Raw genomic sequence first — 17057 nt, forward strand, 5'->3', positions numbered from 1 at the left:
GCTGAGCACAATGTCGACCATGTCTTCGCCGGTGGAGTTCCTGGAGCTGCTCGCCCGAGAGGCCGCGACGGTCGAGTTCGAGCAGCGAGTCGGAGCGCCTGCGACTGCTCGCCGTTGGCTAGGAGGACCTGGCAGACCGCCGGCACGCCCCACACCATCACCCCCCCGGTATCCACGGCCGAGGCCCGAGGCCCGAGGCCCGAGGCCCGAGGCCCGAGGCCCGAGGCCCGAGGCGCGACGGCGCGACGCCCGACGGCGCGAGACCCGAGACCCGAGGCGCGAGACCCGAGACCCGAGACCCGAGGGCGCGGCACGGCGCTGGCGCCTCGGGGACCGGTCGGGGGTCAGGTGAGTTGGGCGGCTTGGACTGCTTCGGCGGTCACCTCGGTGAGGCGGTCGGTGGGGAGGGCGCCCAGCTCTTCGCGGCCGAACCAGCGGGCCTCGCAGGTGGAGCCGCCCACGTCGGCCACTGTCAGTGGGTTGGGCTGGTCGACGACGACCCGGTAGAAGGCGCGTACGCCGTGCCAGTCGATCGGGTAGCCCTCGGGGCCGAGTGAGGCGGCGTCGCGGTGGCTGGCGACGCCGAGCAGCTCGACGAGGCGGCCGGCCTGGCCGGTTTCTTCGATCAGCTCTCGGATGAGTGCCGCGCCGGGCTGTTCGCCGTAGTCGGTGCCGCCGCCGGGCAGGTGCCAGCAGCCAGCGCCGGGGTAGCCGTCGGAGATGCGGGTGAGCAGCACTCGGCCGGCGGGGTCGGTGCAGACCGCGTACGCGGCGAAGCGCTGGGCCCGGTGCAGCCCGTCGGGGCCGGGCACGGCGTAGAAGGAGGGGAACTCGGGTGCCTCGTCGGGCACCACGTCGGCCGAGGAGGGGGGCAGCCCGAGGGCGCGTGCGGTGAACGAGCGCAGCGGCAGCTCGCGCGCCTCGTCGAGGGTGTACCACCGGGCCAGGTCGGTGGGGCGCTCGCCGACCCGGTCGGCGAGGGTGCCACCACGCACTGCCACCCGGTAGATCAGCCGGTCGGTGTGGATGGTGATGCCGCGGTCGGGGAGTGCCCGCATGTCGGCGAGCACGTCGGCGAGGCCGGAGACGGCGACGGAGAGGCCGGTTTCGGCGGCGGTCTCGCGGACGACTGTGTGGTTCGGGTCCTCGCCGTGGTCGACAGCCCCGCCGGGCAGCGACCACGCGCCGGGGGTGCCGGAGCGCTCCGATGCGCGGACCAGCAAGACTCGGCCGCTTGAATCAGCACAAACTGCGTATGCCGCGATCCTGCGGAGCGGCTTGAGCAAGGTGGTCACGGAAGCAAATTCTCCCCGGGCCGGGTTACCGGAACGGAAAAGAGTCGGATTCCTGACTATCTGGCACCGGTCAGGGATTGGTCAGGGTAAGGATCCGGGCGGTCACCGAGGGCGGACCGGGCGCCAGCGCGGACCGTGGGGGTATGACATCGACCACCGCTCCCCGTGCCCCGTACAAGCAGCTTCGGCGACCCACCACCGACCGCATGGTCGCCGGGGTCGCCAGCGGCGTCGGCCGCTACTTCGCCGTCGATCCGACACTGGTCCGCGTGATCTTCGCGGTCACCGGCCTGCTCACCGGCGGGCTCGCGCTGTTCGCGTACCCGATCATGTGGTTCCTGATGCCGGAGGAGCCCACCGGCGCGCCGGCCTGGCCGCACACCGCGGGCGTCGCGCCGCAGAACGGCCCGCCGCCCACCGCCGGGCCCGCGCCCGGCGGGCCACCGCAGGGGTACGGCCCGACGCCGTCCTACCCGCCGACGACCCCGTCCAGCCCGCCGCCGGCGGCCTGAGCGGCGCTCACTCCCACTCGATGGTGCCCGGCGGCTTGCTGGTGACGTCCAGGACCACCCGGTTGACCTCGGCGACCTCGTTGGTGATCCGGGTGGAGATCCGGGCCACGACGTCGTAGGGCAGCCGGGACCAGTCGGCGGTCATCGCGTCCTCGCTGGAGACCGGGCGCAGCACCACGGGGTGCCCGTAGCTGCGCCCGTCTCCCTGGACGCCGACGCTGCGCACGTCGGCGAGCAGCACTACCGGGAACTGCCAGACGCCTCGGTCGAGGCCGGCGGCCGTCAGCTCCTCGCGGGCGATCAGGTCGGCCTGGCGGAGCAGGTCGAGGCGCTCCTGGTCGACAGCGCCGATGATCCGGATGGCCAGACCGGGGCCGGGGAACGGGTGCCGCCAGACCATCGCCTCGGGCAGGCCCAGTTGCAGGCCGAGAGTCCGAACCTCGTCCTTGAACAGGGTGCGCAGCGGCTCGACCAGCGCGAACTTCAGGTCTTCCGGAAGGCCGCCGACATTGTGGTGGCTCTTGATGTTGGCGGTGCCGGTGCCGCCGCCGGACTCCACCACATCGGGGTAGAGGGTGCCCTGGACGAGGAACTCGACGTCGCCGTGCGCGGCGATCTCGCGGGCCGCGGCCTCGAAGACCCTGATGAACTCCCGACCAATGATCTTGCGCTTCTGCTCCGGGTCGGTCACCCCGGCGAGCGCGCCGAGGAACCGGTCGGTGGCGTCGACCACCTTCAGCTTGATGCCGGTGGCGCTGACGTAGTCCTTCTCCACCTGCTCGGCCTCGCCGGCGCGCAGCAGGCCGTGATCGACGAAGACGCAGGTGAGCTGGTCACCGACGGCCTTGTGCACGAGCGCCGCGGCGACCGCCGAGTCCACCCCGCCGGAGAGGCCGCAGATGACCTCCTTGTCGCCGATCTGAGCGCGGATCCGGGCGACCTGCTCGTCGATGATGTTCTCGGGCGTCCAGGTCGGCTCGATGCCGGCGATGTCGTAGAGGAAGCGGGTCAGCATCTCCTGGCCGTGCGCGGTGTGCCCGACCTCCGGGTGGAACTGCACGCCGGCCCGGCGGCCGGCCAGGTCCTCGAAGGCGGCGACCGGCGCACCCGCCGACTCGGCGGTCACTGTGAAGCCCTCGGGCGCCTCGGTGACGCAGTCGCCGTGGCTCATCCAGACCGGCAGGTCCGCCGGCAGGTCACGCAGCAGCACACCCGGGTCGAGGAGGCGTGGACGCAGCGGAGTGCCGCCGTACTCACGGTTGCCGGTCCTGGTGACAGTGCCGCCGAGCGCCTGGGCCATCGCCTGGAAGCCGTAGCAGATGCCGAAGACCGGCACGTCGGCATTGAACACGCCCGCGTCGATCTGCGGCGCGTCCGGCGCGTAGACGCTGGCCGGGCCACCGGAGAGGATGATCGCGGCGGGGTTCTTCGCCAGCATCTCGGCGATCGGCATCGAGTGCGGCACGATCTCGGAGTAGACCTTCGCCTCACGGACCCGGCGGGCGATGAGCTGGGCGTACTGGGCTCCGAAGTCCACCACGAGGACGGGGCGAGGCAGGCTCATGTGCACGAAGCCTACCGACAGTCACGGCCCTTCCCGGCACCGGCTCGCCGACAATCCACTCTCCCCGCGATCTTGCACTTTCCGTCCCGACAAAAGACGCATAAGCCACAAGACGACGACCGAAACTGCAAGATCGCCGGGGGTCAGGGCCGCAGCGCGCCCGGGGCGTCCGCCGGGACGGCCGGGCTTCTTGGGGGTACGGCGGGCAGACGGCGGTACGGGGAGCCGAGCGCCGGGCGGGGGTCCTTGTCGCCCTTGTTGGGCCAGAAGGACATCGCTCGTTCCGCCTGCGCGGTGATCGTCAGGGACGGGTTCACGCCCAGGTTGGCCGAGACGGCCGCGCCGTCGACCACGTGCAGCCCGAGGTGCCCGTACACCCGGTGCCAGGCGTCGATCACCCCGTCGGCCGGGGTGGCGCCGATGACCGCCCCGCCCAGGATGTGCGCTGTCATCGGGATGTCGAAGGGTTCGGTGAGTGAGCCGCCGGGGGTGCCGCCGATCTCGTCGGCGAGCATTCGGGCGGCGGTGTTGCCGGCCGGGATCCAGGTGGGGCTGGGGGTGCCGTGACCCGGGCCGGTGACCAACCTGCGGCCGAGCGGGCCACGCCGCCACCGGGTGGTCAGCGAGTTGTCCACTGACTGCATGACCAGGGCGATCACCGTCCGTTCCGACCAGCCGCGTACCGACAGCATCCGCGCGGCCAACCGGGGCTGCCGCACGATGCTGCCCAGCCAACGGCGTATCCGGTGCGGGCCGCCGTCGACAAGCAGCGACTGGAGCAGCCCCATCGCGTTGGAGCCCCGCCCGTAGCGGACCGGCTCGATGTGTGTCTGCGGGTCGGGGTGGAACGAGCTGGTGATGGCCACCCCCTCGGTGTAGTCCAACCGCTCGGACCGGGCCCGCTGGCGTGGCACCGAGGCACCGAGGATGGCTTCCGAGTTCGTCCGGGTCAGCTCGCCGAGGCGCGGCGAGAGCCCGGGTAGCGCACCGTCGGCCCGCATTCCGTGCAGCAGCCGCTGGGTGCCGAGCGCCCCGGCGGCGAAGACCACCTGGTCGGCGTGGATGACCTGCCGCCCCTTGCGCAGCCAGGCGCCGGTGCGTTCGGTGTGCACCTCGTACCCACCGTCGTCGGCGGGCCGGACGGCCGTCACAGTGGTCAACTGACGGACCGTGACCCCGAGCCGTTCGGCGAGCCAGAGGTAGTTCTTCACCAGCGTGTTCTTCGCACCGTGCCGGCAGCCGGTCATGCACGAGCCGCAGTGCAGGCAGCCGGTGCGTTCCGGGCCGGCACCTCCGAAGTACGGGTCGGCGACCCGCTGGCCGGGCCTGCCGATGTGCACGCCCACCGGGGTGGCGTGGAAGGTGTGCCCCACCCCCATCCGCTCGGCCACCGCGCGCATGGCGCGGTCCGCGCCGGTGTGCACCGGGTACGTGGTGACGCCGAGCATTCGTTTCGCCTGGTCGTAGTGGTGGGCCAACTCGTCGCGCCAGTCGGTGATGTCCCGCCACTGCGGGTCGCTGTAGAAGGCCGGCAGGGGTTCGTAGAGGGTGTTCGCGTAGACCAGCGAACCGCCGCCCACCCCGGCGCCGGAGAGCACCAGCACTCCGCCGCCGGATCGCCTGTCGGCCGGGCGGAGCAGGGTGAGCCGTTGGATGCCGTAGCAGCCCAGCTTCGGTGCCCAGAGGAACCGGCGGACCCGCCAGGACGTCTGCGGGAACTCGTCGTCGGCGAAGCGGCGGCCGGCTTCCAGCACCGCTACCGAGTAGCCCTTCTCGGCCAGTCGGAGCGCGGTGACGCTGCCACCGAAGCCGGACCCGATGACGACCACGTCGTACCGCATGGACGCATCATTACTCGCGAGTAGCGCTCGCGCCAGCGGCACTTTTCGCGCGATCATGCTCCGGCCGACCGACCCGGCGTCTTCCGGCCGCAACCCGGAGCACCCGTCGGAGCGTTGTTCACCAGACGGGTGGGAGGAATCCAACATGGTTCTCGGGTCGATGGCGCCGCGCCGACGGTGGCTGCTGCTGGGGTTGGCGGCCCTCGCCGTCGTCGCGCTGATCGCGGCCGGCACCGTGGTGATCACCCGGCGGACCGGCGACAACAAGCCGGGCGGTGGTCCAGTGGCCGGCTCACCGACCCCGTCGCCGGTCGGCACGCCGACCCCGAGCCCCAGCGGCCCACCGCCGGGCGCGGACATCACCGGCCCGCTCAACCTTCTGCTGGTCGGTGTGGACACCCGGGTCAGCGTGCCCGGGTGGGAGCCGCACTCGGACGCCGTGCTGGTGCTGCACGTACCCAAGGGGCTAGATCGGGCGTACCTCTTCTCGCTCCCCCGCGACCTGGTGGTGGACATCCCGGCGTTCCCGAAGGCCGGCTACAAGGGCGGCAAGACCAAACTCACGCACGCGATGAGCTTCGGCAGCCGGGTGCCGGGCAAACCCAAACAACCCAGCACCGCCCAGGGGTACGAGCTGCTGCGCAGCACTGTCAGCGGTTACACCGGGCTGCGCATCGACGCGGGTGCGGTGCTGACCTTCAACGGGTTCGATCGGCTGGTCGACGCCCTGGGTGGGGTGGACATCTACGTCGACCAGCGGGTCGAGTCGCTGCACCGCCGACCGGACGGCAAGTACCGGGAGAGCGCGCCGGGCGGCTACAAGGGGCCGCAGCAGGTCTACGAGAAGGGCGAGCAGCACCTCAACGGCTGGCAGGCGCTGGACTACTCGCGGCAGCGCTACATCACCGGCGGTGACTACGCGCGGCAGCGCCACCAGCAGCAGCTGATCCGGGCGATGACCCGCAAGATCCTCGACGAGGGCCTGGCCAAGCAACCCGAGCGCGTCGACCAGGTGGTCTCCGCGCTCGGCGACACGCTTGTCTACGTGGGCGGGCGCCGGATCGTGGACATCGCGTACGCCCTCAGTGGCCTGCCGGAGAACCGTTTCACGCTGGTCGGGCTGCCCGGTTCCGGCGTCGGCAAGGGCAGCGCCTACCGGGGTGAACAGCTGACCACCGAGGGCCGCAAGTTCCTCACCGAACTCCGCGCCGGCCGCGCCGACGCCTACCTGGCCGCCCACCCCAAACTGGTCGTCAAGAACTGACAGCCACTCAGAGCCGCTTGGGCAGGGCCGGCTTCTTGGTGCCGTAGAGCCAGGCGTCGAAGATCGCGTCGAGCTGCTTGCCGGAGATCCGCTCGGCCACTGCCACGAACTCGGCAGTGGTGGCGGTGCCGTCGCGCTTCTCCGCCGCCCAGGTCTTGACGATCTCGAAGAACGCCTTGTCGCCGACGGCCACCCGCAGGGCGTGCAGTGTCATCCCGCCGCGCTGGTAGACCGACTCGCTGAACAGCTTCTCCACGCCCGGCTTGCCCGGCGGCGTCTGCCACACCTGCGCGGACATGCTGGCGTACCGGCTGTCGAACGCCTCCTTGGCGGTGTACGCCCTGGTGTGCTCGGCCCAGAGCCACTCCGCGTACGTCGCGAAACCCTCGTTGAGCCAGATGTCCTCCCACCTGGCCAACGCGACGCTGTCGCCGAACCACTGGTGGGCCAGCTCGTGCGCGACGACCTCGGTGTTCTCGCCCTGCCTGAAGAAGCTCGCCGCGTACACCGGTCGGCTCTGCGTCTCCAGGGCGTAGGAGATCCGGCTGTCGGAGATCACCACCCCGCCGTACGCGTCGAACGGGTACGGCCCGAACACACTCTCCAGGTAGTCGGCCACCGCGACGGTCTGCGCGATCGACGCGTCCGCGTTGCCCTTGGCCTCGGTGGTGGTGACCGCGTTGTAGACCGGGCGGCCCTTGTGCTCGCCGGTGGTGATCCGGAACTTGCCGATCACCAGCGTGCTCAGATAGCTGGCCATCGGCGACTTCTCCGACCACTTCCAGGTGGTCCAACCGCCAGTGCTGGTCTTCCCGCCGGGAACGCCGTTGCTGATCGCGGTCAGGCCGTCCGGAACGGTGACCTCGAAGTCGTAGGCAGCCTTGTCCGACGGGTGGTCGTTGACCGGGAACCAGGTGCTGGCCGACTCGGGCTGACCCAACGCGATGGCACCGTCGGCGGTGTGCAGGAAGCCGCCATCACCGAGCGCCTCGTTCTTCAGCGGCTTCGGCTTGCCCGCGTAGGTGATCTCGGCGACGAACCCGTTGCCGTTGATGAGGCCGGAAGCCGGCTTGATCACCAACTCGTTCCGCTTGCGGCTGTGGGCCGCCGGTACGCCGTCCACCGTGACCGCGCTGACGGTCAGACCGGCCAGGTCGAGGTTGAACGTCGACAGGTCGGCTGTCGCGGTGGCCCGCACTGTGGTCGTACCCGTCAACTGGTCCTTGGCCGGGTCGTAGCGCACCTTCACCGTGTACCGGCCGACGTCGTAGCCGCCGTTGCCGTAGGTCGGGAAGTAGGCGTCACCGACCCCGTCGGCGCCCGCTGTGAACGTCCGCGCCGGCGTGGGGGACGCGCTCGGTGGTGGGGCCGTCTCCGGGCCCGCCGAGTCGCATCCAGACAGTGTGAGCGCACCGGTCACCAGCAGGCCGGCAGCCACTCGCAGTCGTCTGTGCCGCGTCCCGCGCATCCCACACCCTTCCCGCACGGTGGCCGGTCACGGCCTTTGCCGTCCCGCGCGAACGGGCGCCTACCCGCCGTTCGCAGGCGGCAGCATATCGACCGGGCAGCGGGGCCGGGTCACGGCAGTGTGGGGGCCGACCCACCCACCAACCAGGCGTCGAAGAACGGACGCAGTTGCCGCCCGGCGACCCGCTCGGCCAGCGCGACGAGGTCCGCGGTGGTCGCGTTGCCCGCCGCCCGCTCGCTGGTCCAGGTGCGCAGGATGCGGAAGAAGAGGTCGTCAGCGACGGTCCGGCGCAACGCGTGCACGGCCAGCGCCCCGCGCTTGTAGACCGCCGAGCCGAACATCTGCTCCCGGCCCGGCTCGACCGACGGCTGCGTCCAGTCGGTTGCCGCGTACTGGATCTCGAAGTTGCGCTGGGCGGTCCGGCCGCCGTCGTGCTCCTCCCACAACCACTCGGCGTAGCTGGCGAAGCCCTCGTTGAGCCAGATGTCGCTCCACCTGGTCAGCGACACGCTGTCGCCGAACCACTGGTGCGCCAGTTCGTGCGCGACGACGCTCGGGTTCGGCCGGTCGTCAGCGAAGAAGCCAGGCCCGTAGACCGGACGGGACTGGGTCTCCAGCGCGTACCCGATCCGGTCGTCGGCGATCACGATCCCCCCGTACGAGTCGAACGGGTACGGGCCGAAGCGGCTGGTCAGGAAGTCGACGATCGCGCCGGTGCGGGCCAGCGAGGCCGCCGCGCCGCCGGTCGCCGGCAGGCTCGCGGCCACCGCCGTGACCATCGGCCGGCCGGCGTGCGTGCCGGTCACCACCCGGTAGTCACCGATCACGAGCGTGCTCAGGTAACTGGCCATCGGCGCGCGCTCCGACCAACGCCAGGTGGTCCAGCCGTCGGCGCTGCTCTTCGGCCCGGGTACGCCGTTGCTCAGCGCGGCCAGGCCGTCCGGGACGGTCACCGCCAGGTCGTAGGTGGCCTTGTCCGACGGGTGGTCGTTGACCGGGAACCAGGTGGCGGCCGAGTCGGGTTGGCCGAGCGCCACCGCGCCGTCGGCGGTGTGCAGGAAGCCGCCGCTGCCCAACGCCCCGTCGTCGACGGCCGTGGGAACGCCCGCGTACTCGACGGTCACAGTGAACTGCCGGCCGCGCGGCACCCCGTCGCGGGGCGTCACCACCAACTCGCCGTCGCCGCGCCGATGCTCGGCGGCCGCGTCATCCACTCTGACCGCGCGGACCTCCAGGCCGACAAGGTCCAGGTTGAACCGGGACAGATCCTGCGTGGTGGTGGCCGCGATGATGGCTCGACCGGTCAGCCGGTCGGTCGACGGGTCGTAGCGGACGTCGAGGCCGTAGTGCCCGACGTCGTACCCGCCGTTGCCGTGCCCCGGCACGTACGGGTCGCCGACGTCGGCGGCACCGGGCCGGAAGCCGTCGCTGTCGTCGCCGGTGCAACCGGTGGCGGCCAGCCCGATCGCGCAGGTCAGCGCGGCGAGGCGCAGTCTCCGTCCGGTCAGGACCATGCCCACCCCTCCTGCGGCACCCGGCCTCCTGCGGCGTTGCGGCCTTCTGCGGGCGTTGCGGCCCTTCATCTGCGTTGCGTCAGCACGAGCGTAGTCAGCATCGCGGGCCGTGCGGCCGGTATCGACGATCATCAGTAACTTTCGTCGAATCGAACAAAAGCTGCCATCGATCGAACCTTTCTTTCGACTTAGACCGACGTTAGTGTCGATCTCCGACCACCGTCGCGAAAGGTGGAACCATGCCAGACCACACCGCCCCCGACGCCACCCCCACCGGCCGGCTCAGCCGCCGATCCCTGCTCGCCGCCTCCGCAGGCGCCGCCGCCGCCATCGGCGCGGCCGGCCTACCCGTCCTCGCCACCGGCACCCCCGCGCTCGCCAACCCCGGCAACGCGAGCAAGCTGCGGGTGGAGCCACTGATCCCGGCCAGGAACCGCGGCATCATCCTCTACAGCGTCCGCGACCGGATCACCGCCGCGCCCGACGACAGCGGCGTGCCGTACGGCTTCGAGCGCGTCCTCGCCCGACTCGCCGAGATCGGTTACAAGGAGATCGAGTTCGCCGGCTACACCCAGAGCACCGAGATCCTGGGCCGGCAGATCACCCCCGCCGAGATCCGCAAGATCCTCGACGACAACGGTCTGGTGGCCAACGGCACCCACGCCTCCATCCAGCCGGCCACCTTCCAGCAACAGCTGGACATCGCCGAGGAACTCGGCATGAAGAACATCGGCACCGGCAGCGACCCGACGAGTAGCGCGTACAAGGCCGAGTGGGACGCCGCCGCGGACATCTGGAACGAGTTGGGCCGGCAGGCCAAGGCCCGGGGCATGCGGCTCTACACGCACAACCACGACGCCGCGTACAACTTCCTCATCGACCGGGGCCCGCGCGACGCGCAGGGCCGGCAGACCCGGTCCTCCGGCATCCGCCGACTGGAGTACTTCTTCGAGATCACCGACCCGCGGTACGTCTTCTTCGAACTGGACATCTACTGGGCCTACGTGGCCCGTTACAAGCACCAGAAGTACGTCAACCCGGCCGGCCAGGAGGTGACCGACCTGTTCGACCCGATCCTCACCGTGGCCGACCGGACCACCCGGTTCCCGCTCTTCCACGCCAAGGACGGCGACCGGGACACCAGCGTGCCCAACGGGTACCAGATGACCCCGCTGGGCGACGGCGACCTCAACTTCCAGCAGTTCTTCCAGACCATCGGCGAGCGCAACTTCCACCACGCCAACTGGGAGATGGACACCGCCCCCGGCGGTGCGGACAACAAGGGCCAGTCGCTCGACTTCGCGGCGACCAGCTACCAGAACATGTCCGACCTGACCATCTACGTGGAGAAGTGACTCCGCGCTGAACGCGACGAAGGCCGGCCCCGTCTGCTGCAGGGCCGGCCTTCGGGCGTCTGACGGATCGGTCAGCGGTCGAGGACCAGACCGACCTTCTGGAACTCCTTCAGGTCACGGTAACCGCACTTGGCCATCGCCCGACGCAGCCCACCGAACAGGTTGAGCTGGCCGTCGGCCTCGTCCGCCGGCCCGAAGAGGAGCTGCTCCATCGACCCGAGCGGCTCACCGGAGACCTCGAAGGCACCCCGGGGCAACGACGGGTGACTCGCCGCCGAGTGCCACCACGCGCCGCCGGCGGGGGCCTCGTCGCAGAGCGACAGCGGCTCACCGAGCATCACCGCGTCCGCGCCGCAGCCGAGCGCCTTGGCGATGTCGCCCGAGGTCTGGATGTCACCGTCGGCGATCAGGTGCACGTACCGGCCGCCGGTCTCGTCCAGGTAGTCACGGCGGGCCGCTGCGGCGTCGGCGATCGCGGTGGCCATCGGCACCCGGATGCCCAGCACCGACTCGGTGGTCGACCACTCGTCGCCACCGATACCCACGATCACGCCGGCCGCGCCGGTACGCATCAGGTGCAGCGCCGTCTTGTAGTCGGTGCAGCCGCCGACGATCACCGGCAGGTCGAGGTCGGCGATGAACTCCTTGAGGTTCAGCGGCTCGTCGGTGGTCGACACGTGCTCGGCCGAGACGATGGTGCCCTGGATGACCAGGATGTCCACCCCGGCGTCCAGGATCACCGGCGCCAGCGCGAGGGTGTGCTGCGGGGAGACCCGCACCGCCACAGTGCCGCCACCGGCGCGCAGCTCGCGGACCCGCTCCGCGATCAGGTCCGGACGGATCGGCTCGGCGTACACCTCCTGGAGCCGCTTGGTGGCGCGGGCCTCCTCGTCGAGGCCGGCCAGCTCGTCCAGCACCTTGGTCGGGTTCTCGTAGCGGGTCCAGAGCCCCTCGACGTTGAGCACGCCGAGGCCGCCGAGCTCGCCGAGCCGCACCGCCGAGGCCGGGCTCATGGTGGCGTCGGAGGGGTGGCCGACGCACGGAATGCCGAACGGGTACGCGTCGAGCTGCCACGACGTCGAGACGTCGTCGACGTCCCGGGTACGGCGGCTCGGCACGATGGCGATGTCGTCCAGGTGGTAGCCGCGCTGCGCGGTCTTGCCCAGCCCGATCTCGACCACGTCACGCATGGGGGACTCCAGGTGGTTGGGGGTGTTGGGTCAGCGGGTGTGGTAGTTGGGCGCCTCGACGGTCATCTGGATGTCGTGCGGGTGGCTCTCCTTCAGACCAGCCGCGGTGATCCGGATGAGCTGGCCCCGGCGGTGCAGGTCGGGGATGTTCTCCGCACCGGCGTACCCCATGGCCAGCCGCAGCCCGCCGACCAGCTGGTGGGCGACCCGGGACAGCGGCCCCCGGTAGGGCACCTGACCCTCCACGCCCTCGGGGACCAGCTTGTCGTCGCTGAGCACGTCCTGCTGGAAGTAACGGTCCTTGCTGTACGACTTGGCCTGACCCCGGGACTGCATAGCGCCGAGCGACCCCATCCCGCGGTACGTCTTGAACTGCTTACCGTTGACGAAGATCAGCTCGCCGGGGCTCTCCTCGCAACCGGCCAGCAGGCTGCCGAGCATCACCGTGTCGGCGCCGGCCACCAGGGCCTTGGCGATGTCGCCGGAATATTGAATGCCACCGTCGCCGATCACCGGCACGCCGGCCGGGCGGGCGGCCCGGGCCGCCTCCATGATCGCTGTCACCTGCGGCACGCCGACCCCGGCGACGATCCGGGTGGTGCAGATCGCGCCCGGCCCCACGCCCACCTTGACGCCGTCGGCGCCGGCGTCGACAAGCGCCTTGGCGCCGGCGTACGTGGCCACGTTGCCGCCCATGATGTCGACGGTCACGTCGGCCTTGAGCCGGCGGACCATGTCCAGCACGGCCCGCTGGTGACCGTGCGCGGTGTCCACGATCAGCACGTCGACGCCCGCGTCGACCAGGGCACGGGCCCGCTTATACGCGTCCTCGCCCACACCGATGGCGGCGGCGACCCGCAGCCGGCCGGCGTCGTCCTTGCTGGCGTCCGGGTACTGCTCGCTCTTGGTGAAGTCCTTCACGGTGATCAGGCCACGCAGCCGGCCCGAGTCGTCGACGATCGGCAGCTTCTCGACCTTGTGCTGACGCAGCAGCGCCAGAGCGTCGTCCTTGCTCACCCCGACCCGCGCGGTGACCAGCGGGGTGTGGGTCATGATCTCCCGAACCGGGGTGTTCGGCTCGGAGACGAAACGCATGTCCCGGTTGGTGACGATGCCGACCAGCTGGCCGTCGCCGTCCACCACTGGAACACCGGAGATGCGGTAACGCCCGCACAGCTCGTCGACCTCGCGCAGCGTGTCGTCCGGGCTGGCGGTCACCGGGTTGGTGATCATGCCGGACTCGGAGCGCTTCACCAGGTCGACCTGGAGGGCCTGGTCCTCCAGGGAGAGGTTGCGGTGCAGCACGCCGATGCCGCCCTGGCGGGCCATGGCGATCGCCATCCGGGCCTCGGTCACAGTGTCCATAGCGCTGGACAGCAGCGGAATGGACAACTCGATGTTGCGGGTGAGCTTCGTCCGGGTGTTGACCCGGCTGGGCACCACGTCCGACTCGCCCGGCTGGAGCAGCACGTCGTCGAAGGTGAGGCCGAGCGGAACCACCCGGGCGGAGCCGGCCGGCAGCTCGGGCAGGTGGCCGCCCAGGTCGGCGTGCTCGCCGCCGGCCGGAAGATCGGTGCTGGGCGAATTTTCCACGATTGCTCCCCTGAGCTGCTCGGATGGGCTTCAGCGAGGTGGCGCGGGCGGGCACCGGAGCGCGCCACGATGCCGGCACGTCGCCTCATCGTACCCAGTGAGCTGGGCGCCCCGTCCGTGGCAGGCCGGGCCGCGCGCAGGCCGGGGGGCGGACGTTCGCGCCGCGTTGGGTCTACGGTGAGGGGGTGCACGACGAGCCCATCGACCCGTTCAATGGCGACCCGGCCGATCCGACAGCGGGTCTGGATGACCCGGGCGATGACGCGACGCCGGATCCGCTGACCGACGTCGAGCGGCAGGATGTGCTGGAAGACCTCGCTGACCTGGAGATCTACCAGGCTCTGCTGGCCCCGATCGGGGTTCGCGGGCTGGTGATCGAATGCGAGGACTGTCGCGAGCCGCACTACTTCGACTGGGACCTGCTCCGCGGCAACCTGCGGCACCTGCTCAACTCGGGCCGGCCCCGGGTTCACGAACCCGCCTACGACCCGGACCCGGATCATTACGTGACCTGGGACTACGCCCGGGGGTACGCGGACGGGGTGCACGACACCCTGTCCGAGGGCACCGAGGACGAGCCGGGCGCCCCGACCGCCACCAAGTAACGCCGCCGGACGGCGGGTTCCCCCCTGCCGCGTGCCCTGCTGCCGCGCGCCCCGGTGCTCGGCTGGCGCGTGGCGTGCCCTGCTGCCGCGCGCCCCGGTTCCCTGCTGGCGCGTAGCGTGCCCTGCTGGCGCGTAGCGTGCCCTGCTGGCGCGTGGTGGCGTACCCCACTGCCGCGTCCCAGGTGCCCTACTGCCGCGTGGCGTACCCCAATGCCGCGCGCCCGAGTGCCCTGCAGGCGCGCGACGTGCGTGTGTCAGGCGACCAGACCGGCGCGGAAGCCCGCAGCCACCGCGTGGGCCCGGTCCCGGGCGCCAAGCTTGCGGAACAACCGGCGGGCGTGCGTCTTGACGGTGTCCTCCGAGACGAACAGCTCCCGGCCGATCTCCGCGTTGCTCTTGCCCTCGGCCATGCCGAGCAGCACCTGAAGCTCACGCTCGGTGAGGCCGATCGACGCCCGACTGGGTCGGGCGTTCGGGGTGGGACGGCCCGGCTCGGTCTGCGCCGGCGACTCGCCGGTCCCCGCCTCCGCCTCGTCGTCGCCCCGCTGCACCGGCACCGACGCCACCCCGGCTGGCCCGTCGGCGGCCGTGGCCGCCCAGCCGGGCTCACCGGAACCACGCGGCGACGGCCCGGAGCGGCCGGAGCCACCCACCGCCGCCGCGTCGCGGGCCGGATCGGTGATCCGCTGCCGGGAGGCTCGACCGGGGGCGGTGAGCAGCAGTAGCGCCTTCGCCACCGCGCTGGTCAGGTCATGGTCGACATTCTGGATGAGCCCCCGGGCGCCGGCGCTGATGGTGGCAGCCGCGGCCTCGGACTCCTCGGTGCCGAGCAGCAGCACCGCTGCCTGCGGCGCACGCGCCAACACCCGACGGACGAAGCCGGCGCTGTCCGGCCGGGTGAGGGCCGTGTCGGCCAGGACCACGTCGGCCGGTCGCTCGGCCAGCCGCAGCATCACCTCGGGATCAGAGACGGCGGTACGAACGATCGCGGACAACCCCAGCCGCGCGGCAGCAGAAGTAAGGTGCTGGGCCGCGAGTGGTGTCCGAACGCACACAAGAACGGTACGCACTGTGGTCTCCTCTCCGCCAACGAGCAGACCATGACGCGGTCGGCTGGGGAGGGGGTTCCCGGCAATCCTTCGAACTTTTCCGACAGATGGGGCAAAAGCCGCAATTTCTCGGACGTTTTCGATCACACACGTGTGAGTTGACGACAGCCCGGGTACCGGGAGATCCAGGCCGGGAACGGTGCGCCTGCGCGGCCCGCCGCCCGGATGCCGGCCATAAGGATTCTCGCGGAGCCGCGCGGGAGGAGGGGTGCTGATGTCGAACGTACGTAGACTGCCCGGACCCATCGTCGATCTCTGGGACTGGCAGCGACTCGGTGCCTGCCGAGGGCGCGACAGCGCCCAGTTCTTCCACCCCGACGGTGAGCGTGGTTCCTCCCGACTGCGTCGCGAGTCCGCCGCCAAGTCGGTCTGCCGCGCCTGCCCGGTTCGCGCCGAGTGCGCCGCCCACGCCCTGTCGGTACGGGAGCCTTACGGCGTGTGGGGCGGCTTCAGCGAGTCGGAGCGCCTGCGACTGCTCGCCGTTGGCTGGGAGGACCTGGCAGACCGCCGGCACGCCCGGGTCGACGTGGCACGGCTGGAGGCCCGGCTGGGCCGCCCGCACAAGTCGACAGTCCCGGCCCAACGCAACGTCGCCTGACCCGAGGCGTCCCCAACATCCACGAAACCGCGCCCTCATCCTGGGGGCGCGGTTTCGTGCCGTTCAGGCGGCCTCCCCGCCGCCGCCAGGGCCCCGTCGCCGCCGACAAGGCCGTGATCCACTCGGGTTTCTTGATGTCGGGGCATCCCGCCGGCCCGGACACCCCGACTTCAATGACCCCGAGTGGATCAAGCCGAGTGTCCGGTTCGAGGGGCAGGCGGAGGAGACGCCCCAGGCCGTTTTGTCCGTTCTGGGGCATTCGGGCCGGGTGTAGAGCTTAGGCTGCTGCGAGGTACGCGGTCTTTGTCCGGTGACCGGATGCACTCGCGGGCCGGAATCATGGCCGGGCCGGGGTCGTTACACACCCTGACGATCGCAGCACCACCGACCCGCCTGCCCGACCGTGAGGGCTGGTCGCGCAGGCTGGAATGCCAGCCTCCACCCGCTCGTTACAGTCCCCACGAACGACCGACAGGCACCGCCACGACGAGGGTGCCGGCGAGTGGGCCAATCCCGGAATGACCCTGGCCCCCGGGTCGTTGCAGTCCCGGCGAACGACCGACGGGCACCGCCCCGATGAGGGTGCTGGCGAGTGGGCCAACCCCGGAATGACCCCGGCCCGCCGGTCGTTACACATGGTCCCGGCGCCACGAGCCCCCCGCTCGCAGGTCGCCGACCCCGACACCCCGACACGGTGTCACCCCCTCAGACTTTTTCCCCTTTGTTTGTGCAGCGCCGGACGAGGTGCTCACACCCTGCCGCCGTCCCCCCTTTTGGCGGTGTGGGTGTTCTACCCCCGAAGGAGCTACCCCTCATGAACACGATCTTCCGTAAGAGCATGCTGTCCGTTGCTGGTCTCGCGTTCGCCGGTGGTGTGTTCGCCGGCCCCATCGCCGCCCACGCCGCCACTCCGGCCGTGGATGCCAAGCCCGTCGCGGTGGCCGTGCAATCGGCGGCGCCGAAGCCGCAGGGCGACCAGTCCCACATCACCCTCAACGGCGAGCAGACCGCGAACGTGAAGGCGATCATCGCCGCCACGAAGAAGGCCGGCCTCCCGGAGCGGGCCGCGGTCATCTCGATCGCGACGAGCCTGCAGGAGTCGAAGCTGGAGAACCTGGGTCACCTGGGCGACATGAACGACCACGACTC

The 17057-nt window shown here is 71.0% G+C and carries 13 protein-coding genes and 1 pseudogene; 6 read left to right on the top strand and 8 right to left on the bottom strand.

Annotated features, from left to right (window positions below; translation table 11 throughout):
* Nucleotides 1–344: 344 nt before the first annotated feature.
* On the bottom strand, nucleotides 345–1295 hold the full coding sequence (locus AB0C20_RS28610; protein ID WP_357189833.1) for an NUDIX domain-containing protein: 951 nt from the start codon (nucleotides 1293–1295) through the stop codon (nucleotides 345–347).
* 143 nt (nucleotides 1296–1438) lie between these two features.
* Here AB0C20_RS28610 and AB0C20_RS28615 point away from each other — a divergent pair, with 143 nt between their 5' ends.
* Nucleotides 1439–1807 (top strand): PspC domain-containing protein, encoded by a 369-nt coding sequence (locus tag AB0C20_RS28615; RefSeq protein ID WP_357189831.1) that lies wholly within the window; start codon nucleotides 1439–1441, stop codon nucleotides 1805–1807.
* A gap of 7 nt (nucleotides 1808–1814) precedes the next feature.
* On the opposite strand, the gene guaA is transcribed toward AB0C20_RS28615, so the two are convergent.
* Both guaA and AB0C20_RS28625 read right to left on the bottom strand, forming a co-directional pair.
* Nucleotides 1815–3371, bottom strand: coding sequence for a glutamine-hydrolyzing GMP synthase (gene guaA, locus AB0C20_RS28620; protein ID WP_357189829.1), 1557 nt, complete (start codon nucleotides 3369–3371; stop codon nucleotides 1815–1817).
* A gap of 143 nt (nucleotides 3372–3514) precedes the next feature.
* Nucleotides 3515–5212, bottom strand: a complete 1698-nt coding sequence (locus AB0C20_RS28625; protein ID WP_357189827.1) for a GMC family oxidoreductase — start codon at nucleotides 5210–5212, stop codon at nucleotides 3515–3517.
* 145 nt (nucleotides 5213–5357) lie between these two features.
* Here AB0C20_RS28625 and AB0C20_RS28630 point away from each other — a divergent pair, with 145 nt between their 5' ends.
* Entirely contained in the window at nucleotides 5358–6476 is a 1119-nt protein-coding gene (locus AB0C20_RS28630; protein ID WP_357569104.1) for an LCP family protein, read from the top strand.
* Between the two features lie 7 nt (nucleotides 6477–6483).
* Here AB0C20_RS28630 and AB0C20_RS28635 read toward each other — a convergent pair whose 3' ends face one another.
* Entirely contained in the window at nucleotides 6484–7944 is a 1461-nt protein-coding gene (locus AB0C20_RS28635) for a M1 family metallopeptidase (RefSeq protein ID WP_357189823.1), read from the bottom strand.
* A gap of 110 nt (nucleotides 7945–8054) precedes the next feature.
* Nucleotides 8055–9458 (bottom strand): M1 family metallopeptidase, encoded by a 1404-nt coding sequence (locus AB0C20_RS28640; RefSeq protein ID WP_357569105.1) that lies wholly within the window; start codon nucleotides 9456–9458, stop codon nucleotides 8055–8057.
* 239 nt (nucleotides 9459–9697) lie between these two features.
* Here AB0C20_RS28640 and AB0C20_RS28645 point away from each other — a divergent pair, with 239 nt between their 5' ends.
* On the top strand, nucleotides 9698–10813 hold the full coding sequence (locus tag AB0C20_RS28645) for a sugar phosphate isomerase/epimerase (protein WP_357569106.1): 1116 nt from the start codon (nucleotides 9698–9700) through the stop codon (nucleotides 10811–10813).
* Between the two features lie 71 nt (nucleotides 10814–10884).
* Here AB0C20_RS28645 and AB0C20_RS28650 read toward each other — a convergent pair whose 3' ends face one another.
* Both AB0C20_RS28650 and guaB read right to left on the bottom strand, forming a co-directional pair.
* The gene (locus AB0C20_RS28650) at nucleotides 10885–12003 is read right to left on the bottom strand and encodes a GuaB3 family IMP dehydrogenase-related protein (protein ID WP_357189817.1); all 1119 of its coding nucleotides are present in this window, start codon (nucleotides 12001–12003) and stop codon (nucleotides 10885–10887) included.
* 30 nt (nucleotides 12004–12033) lie between these two features.
* A complete protein-coding gene (gene guaB / locus AB0C20_RS28655; protein WP_357189815.1) occupies nucleotides 12034–13596 on the bottom strand; it encodes an IMP dehydrogenase in 1563 nt (520 codons plus the stop codon).
* Nucleotides 13597–13781: 185 nt separating this feature from the next.
* Here guaB and AB0C20_RS28660 point away from each other — a divergent pair, with 185 nt between their 5' ends.
* Nucleotides 13782–14201 (top strand): DUF5319 domain-containing protein, encoded by a 420-nt coding sequence (locus AB0C20_RS28660; RefSeq protein ID WP_030337860.1) that lies wholly within the window; start codon nucleotides 13782–13784, stop codon nucleotides 14199–14201.
* A 254-nt stretch (nucleotides 14202–14455) separates the two neighbouring features.
* Here AB0C20_RS28660 and AB0C20_RS28665 read toward each other — a convergent pair whose 3' ends face one another.
* Nucleotides 14456–15271 carry a response regulator transcription factor gene (locus AB0C20_RS28665; RefSeq protein WP_357189813.1) on the bottom strand — a complete coding sequence of 272 codons (816 nt, stop codon included), beginning with the start codon at nucleotides 15269–15271 and terminating at the stop codon, nucleotides 14456–14458.
* Nucleotides 15272–15524: 253 nt separating this feature from the next.
* Here AB0C20_RS28665 and AB0C20_RS28670 point away from each other — a divergent pair, with 253 nt between their 5' ends.
* Together AB0C20_RS28670 and AB0C20_RS28675 are read left to right on the top strand one after the other, a co-directional pair.
* Nucleotides 15525–15908, top strand: coding sequence for a WhiB family transcriptional regulator (locus AB0C20_RS28670; RefSeq protein WP_091406539.1), 384 nt, complete (start codon nucleotides 15525–15527; stop codon nucleotides 15906–15908).
* A gap of 814 nt (nucleotides 15909–16722) precedes the next feature.
* Nucleotides 16723–17057: pseudogene (locus tag AB0C20_RS28675) on the top strand (hypothetical protein); the annotation flags it as partial.

Origin of the sequence: Micromonospora sp. NPDC048843, assembly GCF_040649965.1 — a bacterium.
Taxonomy (GTDB): Bacteria; Actinomycetota; Actinomycetes; order Mycobacteriales; family Micromonosporaceae; genus Micromonospora; species Micromonospora hortensis.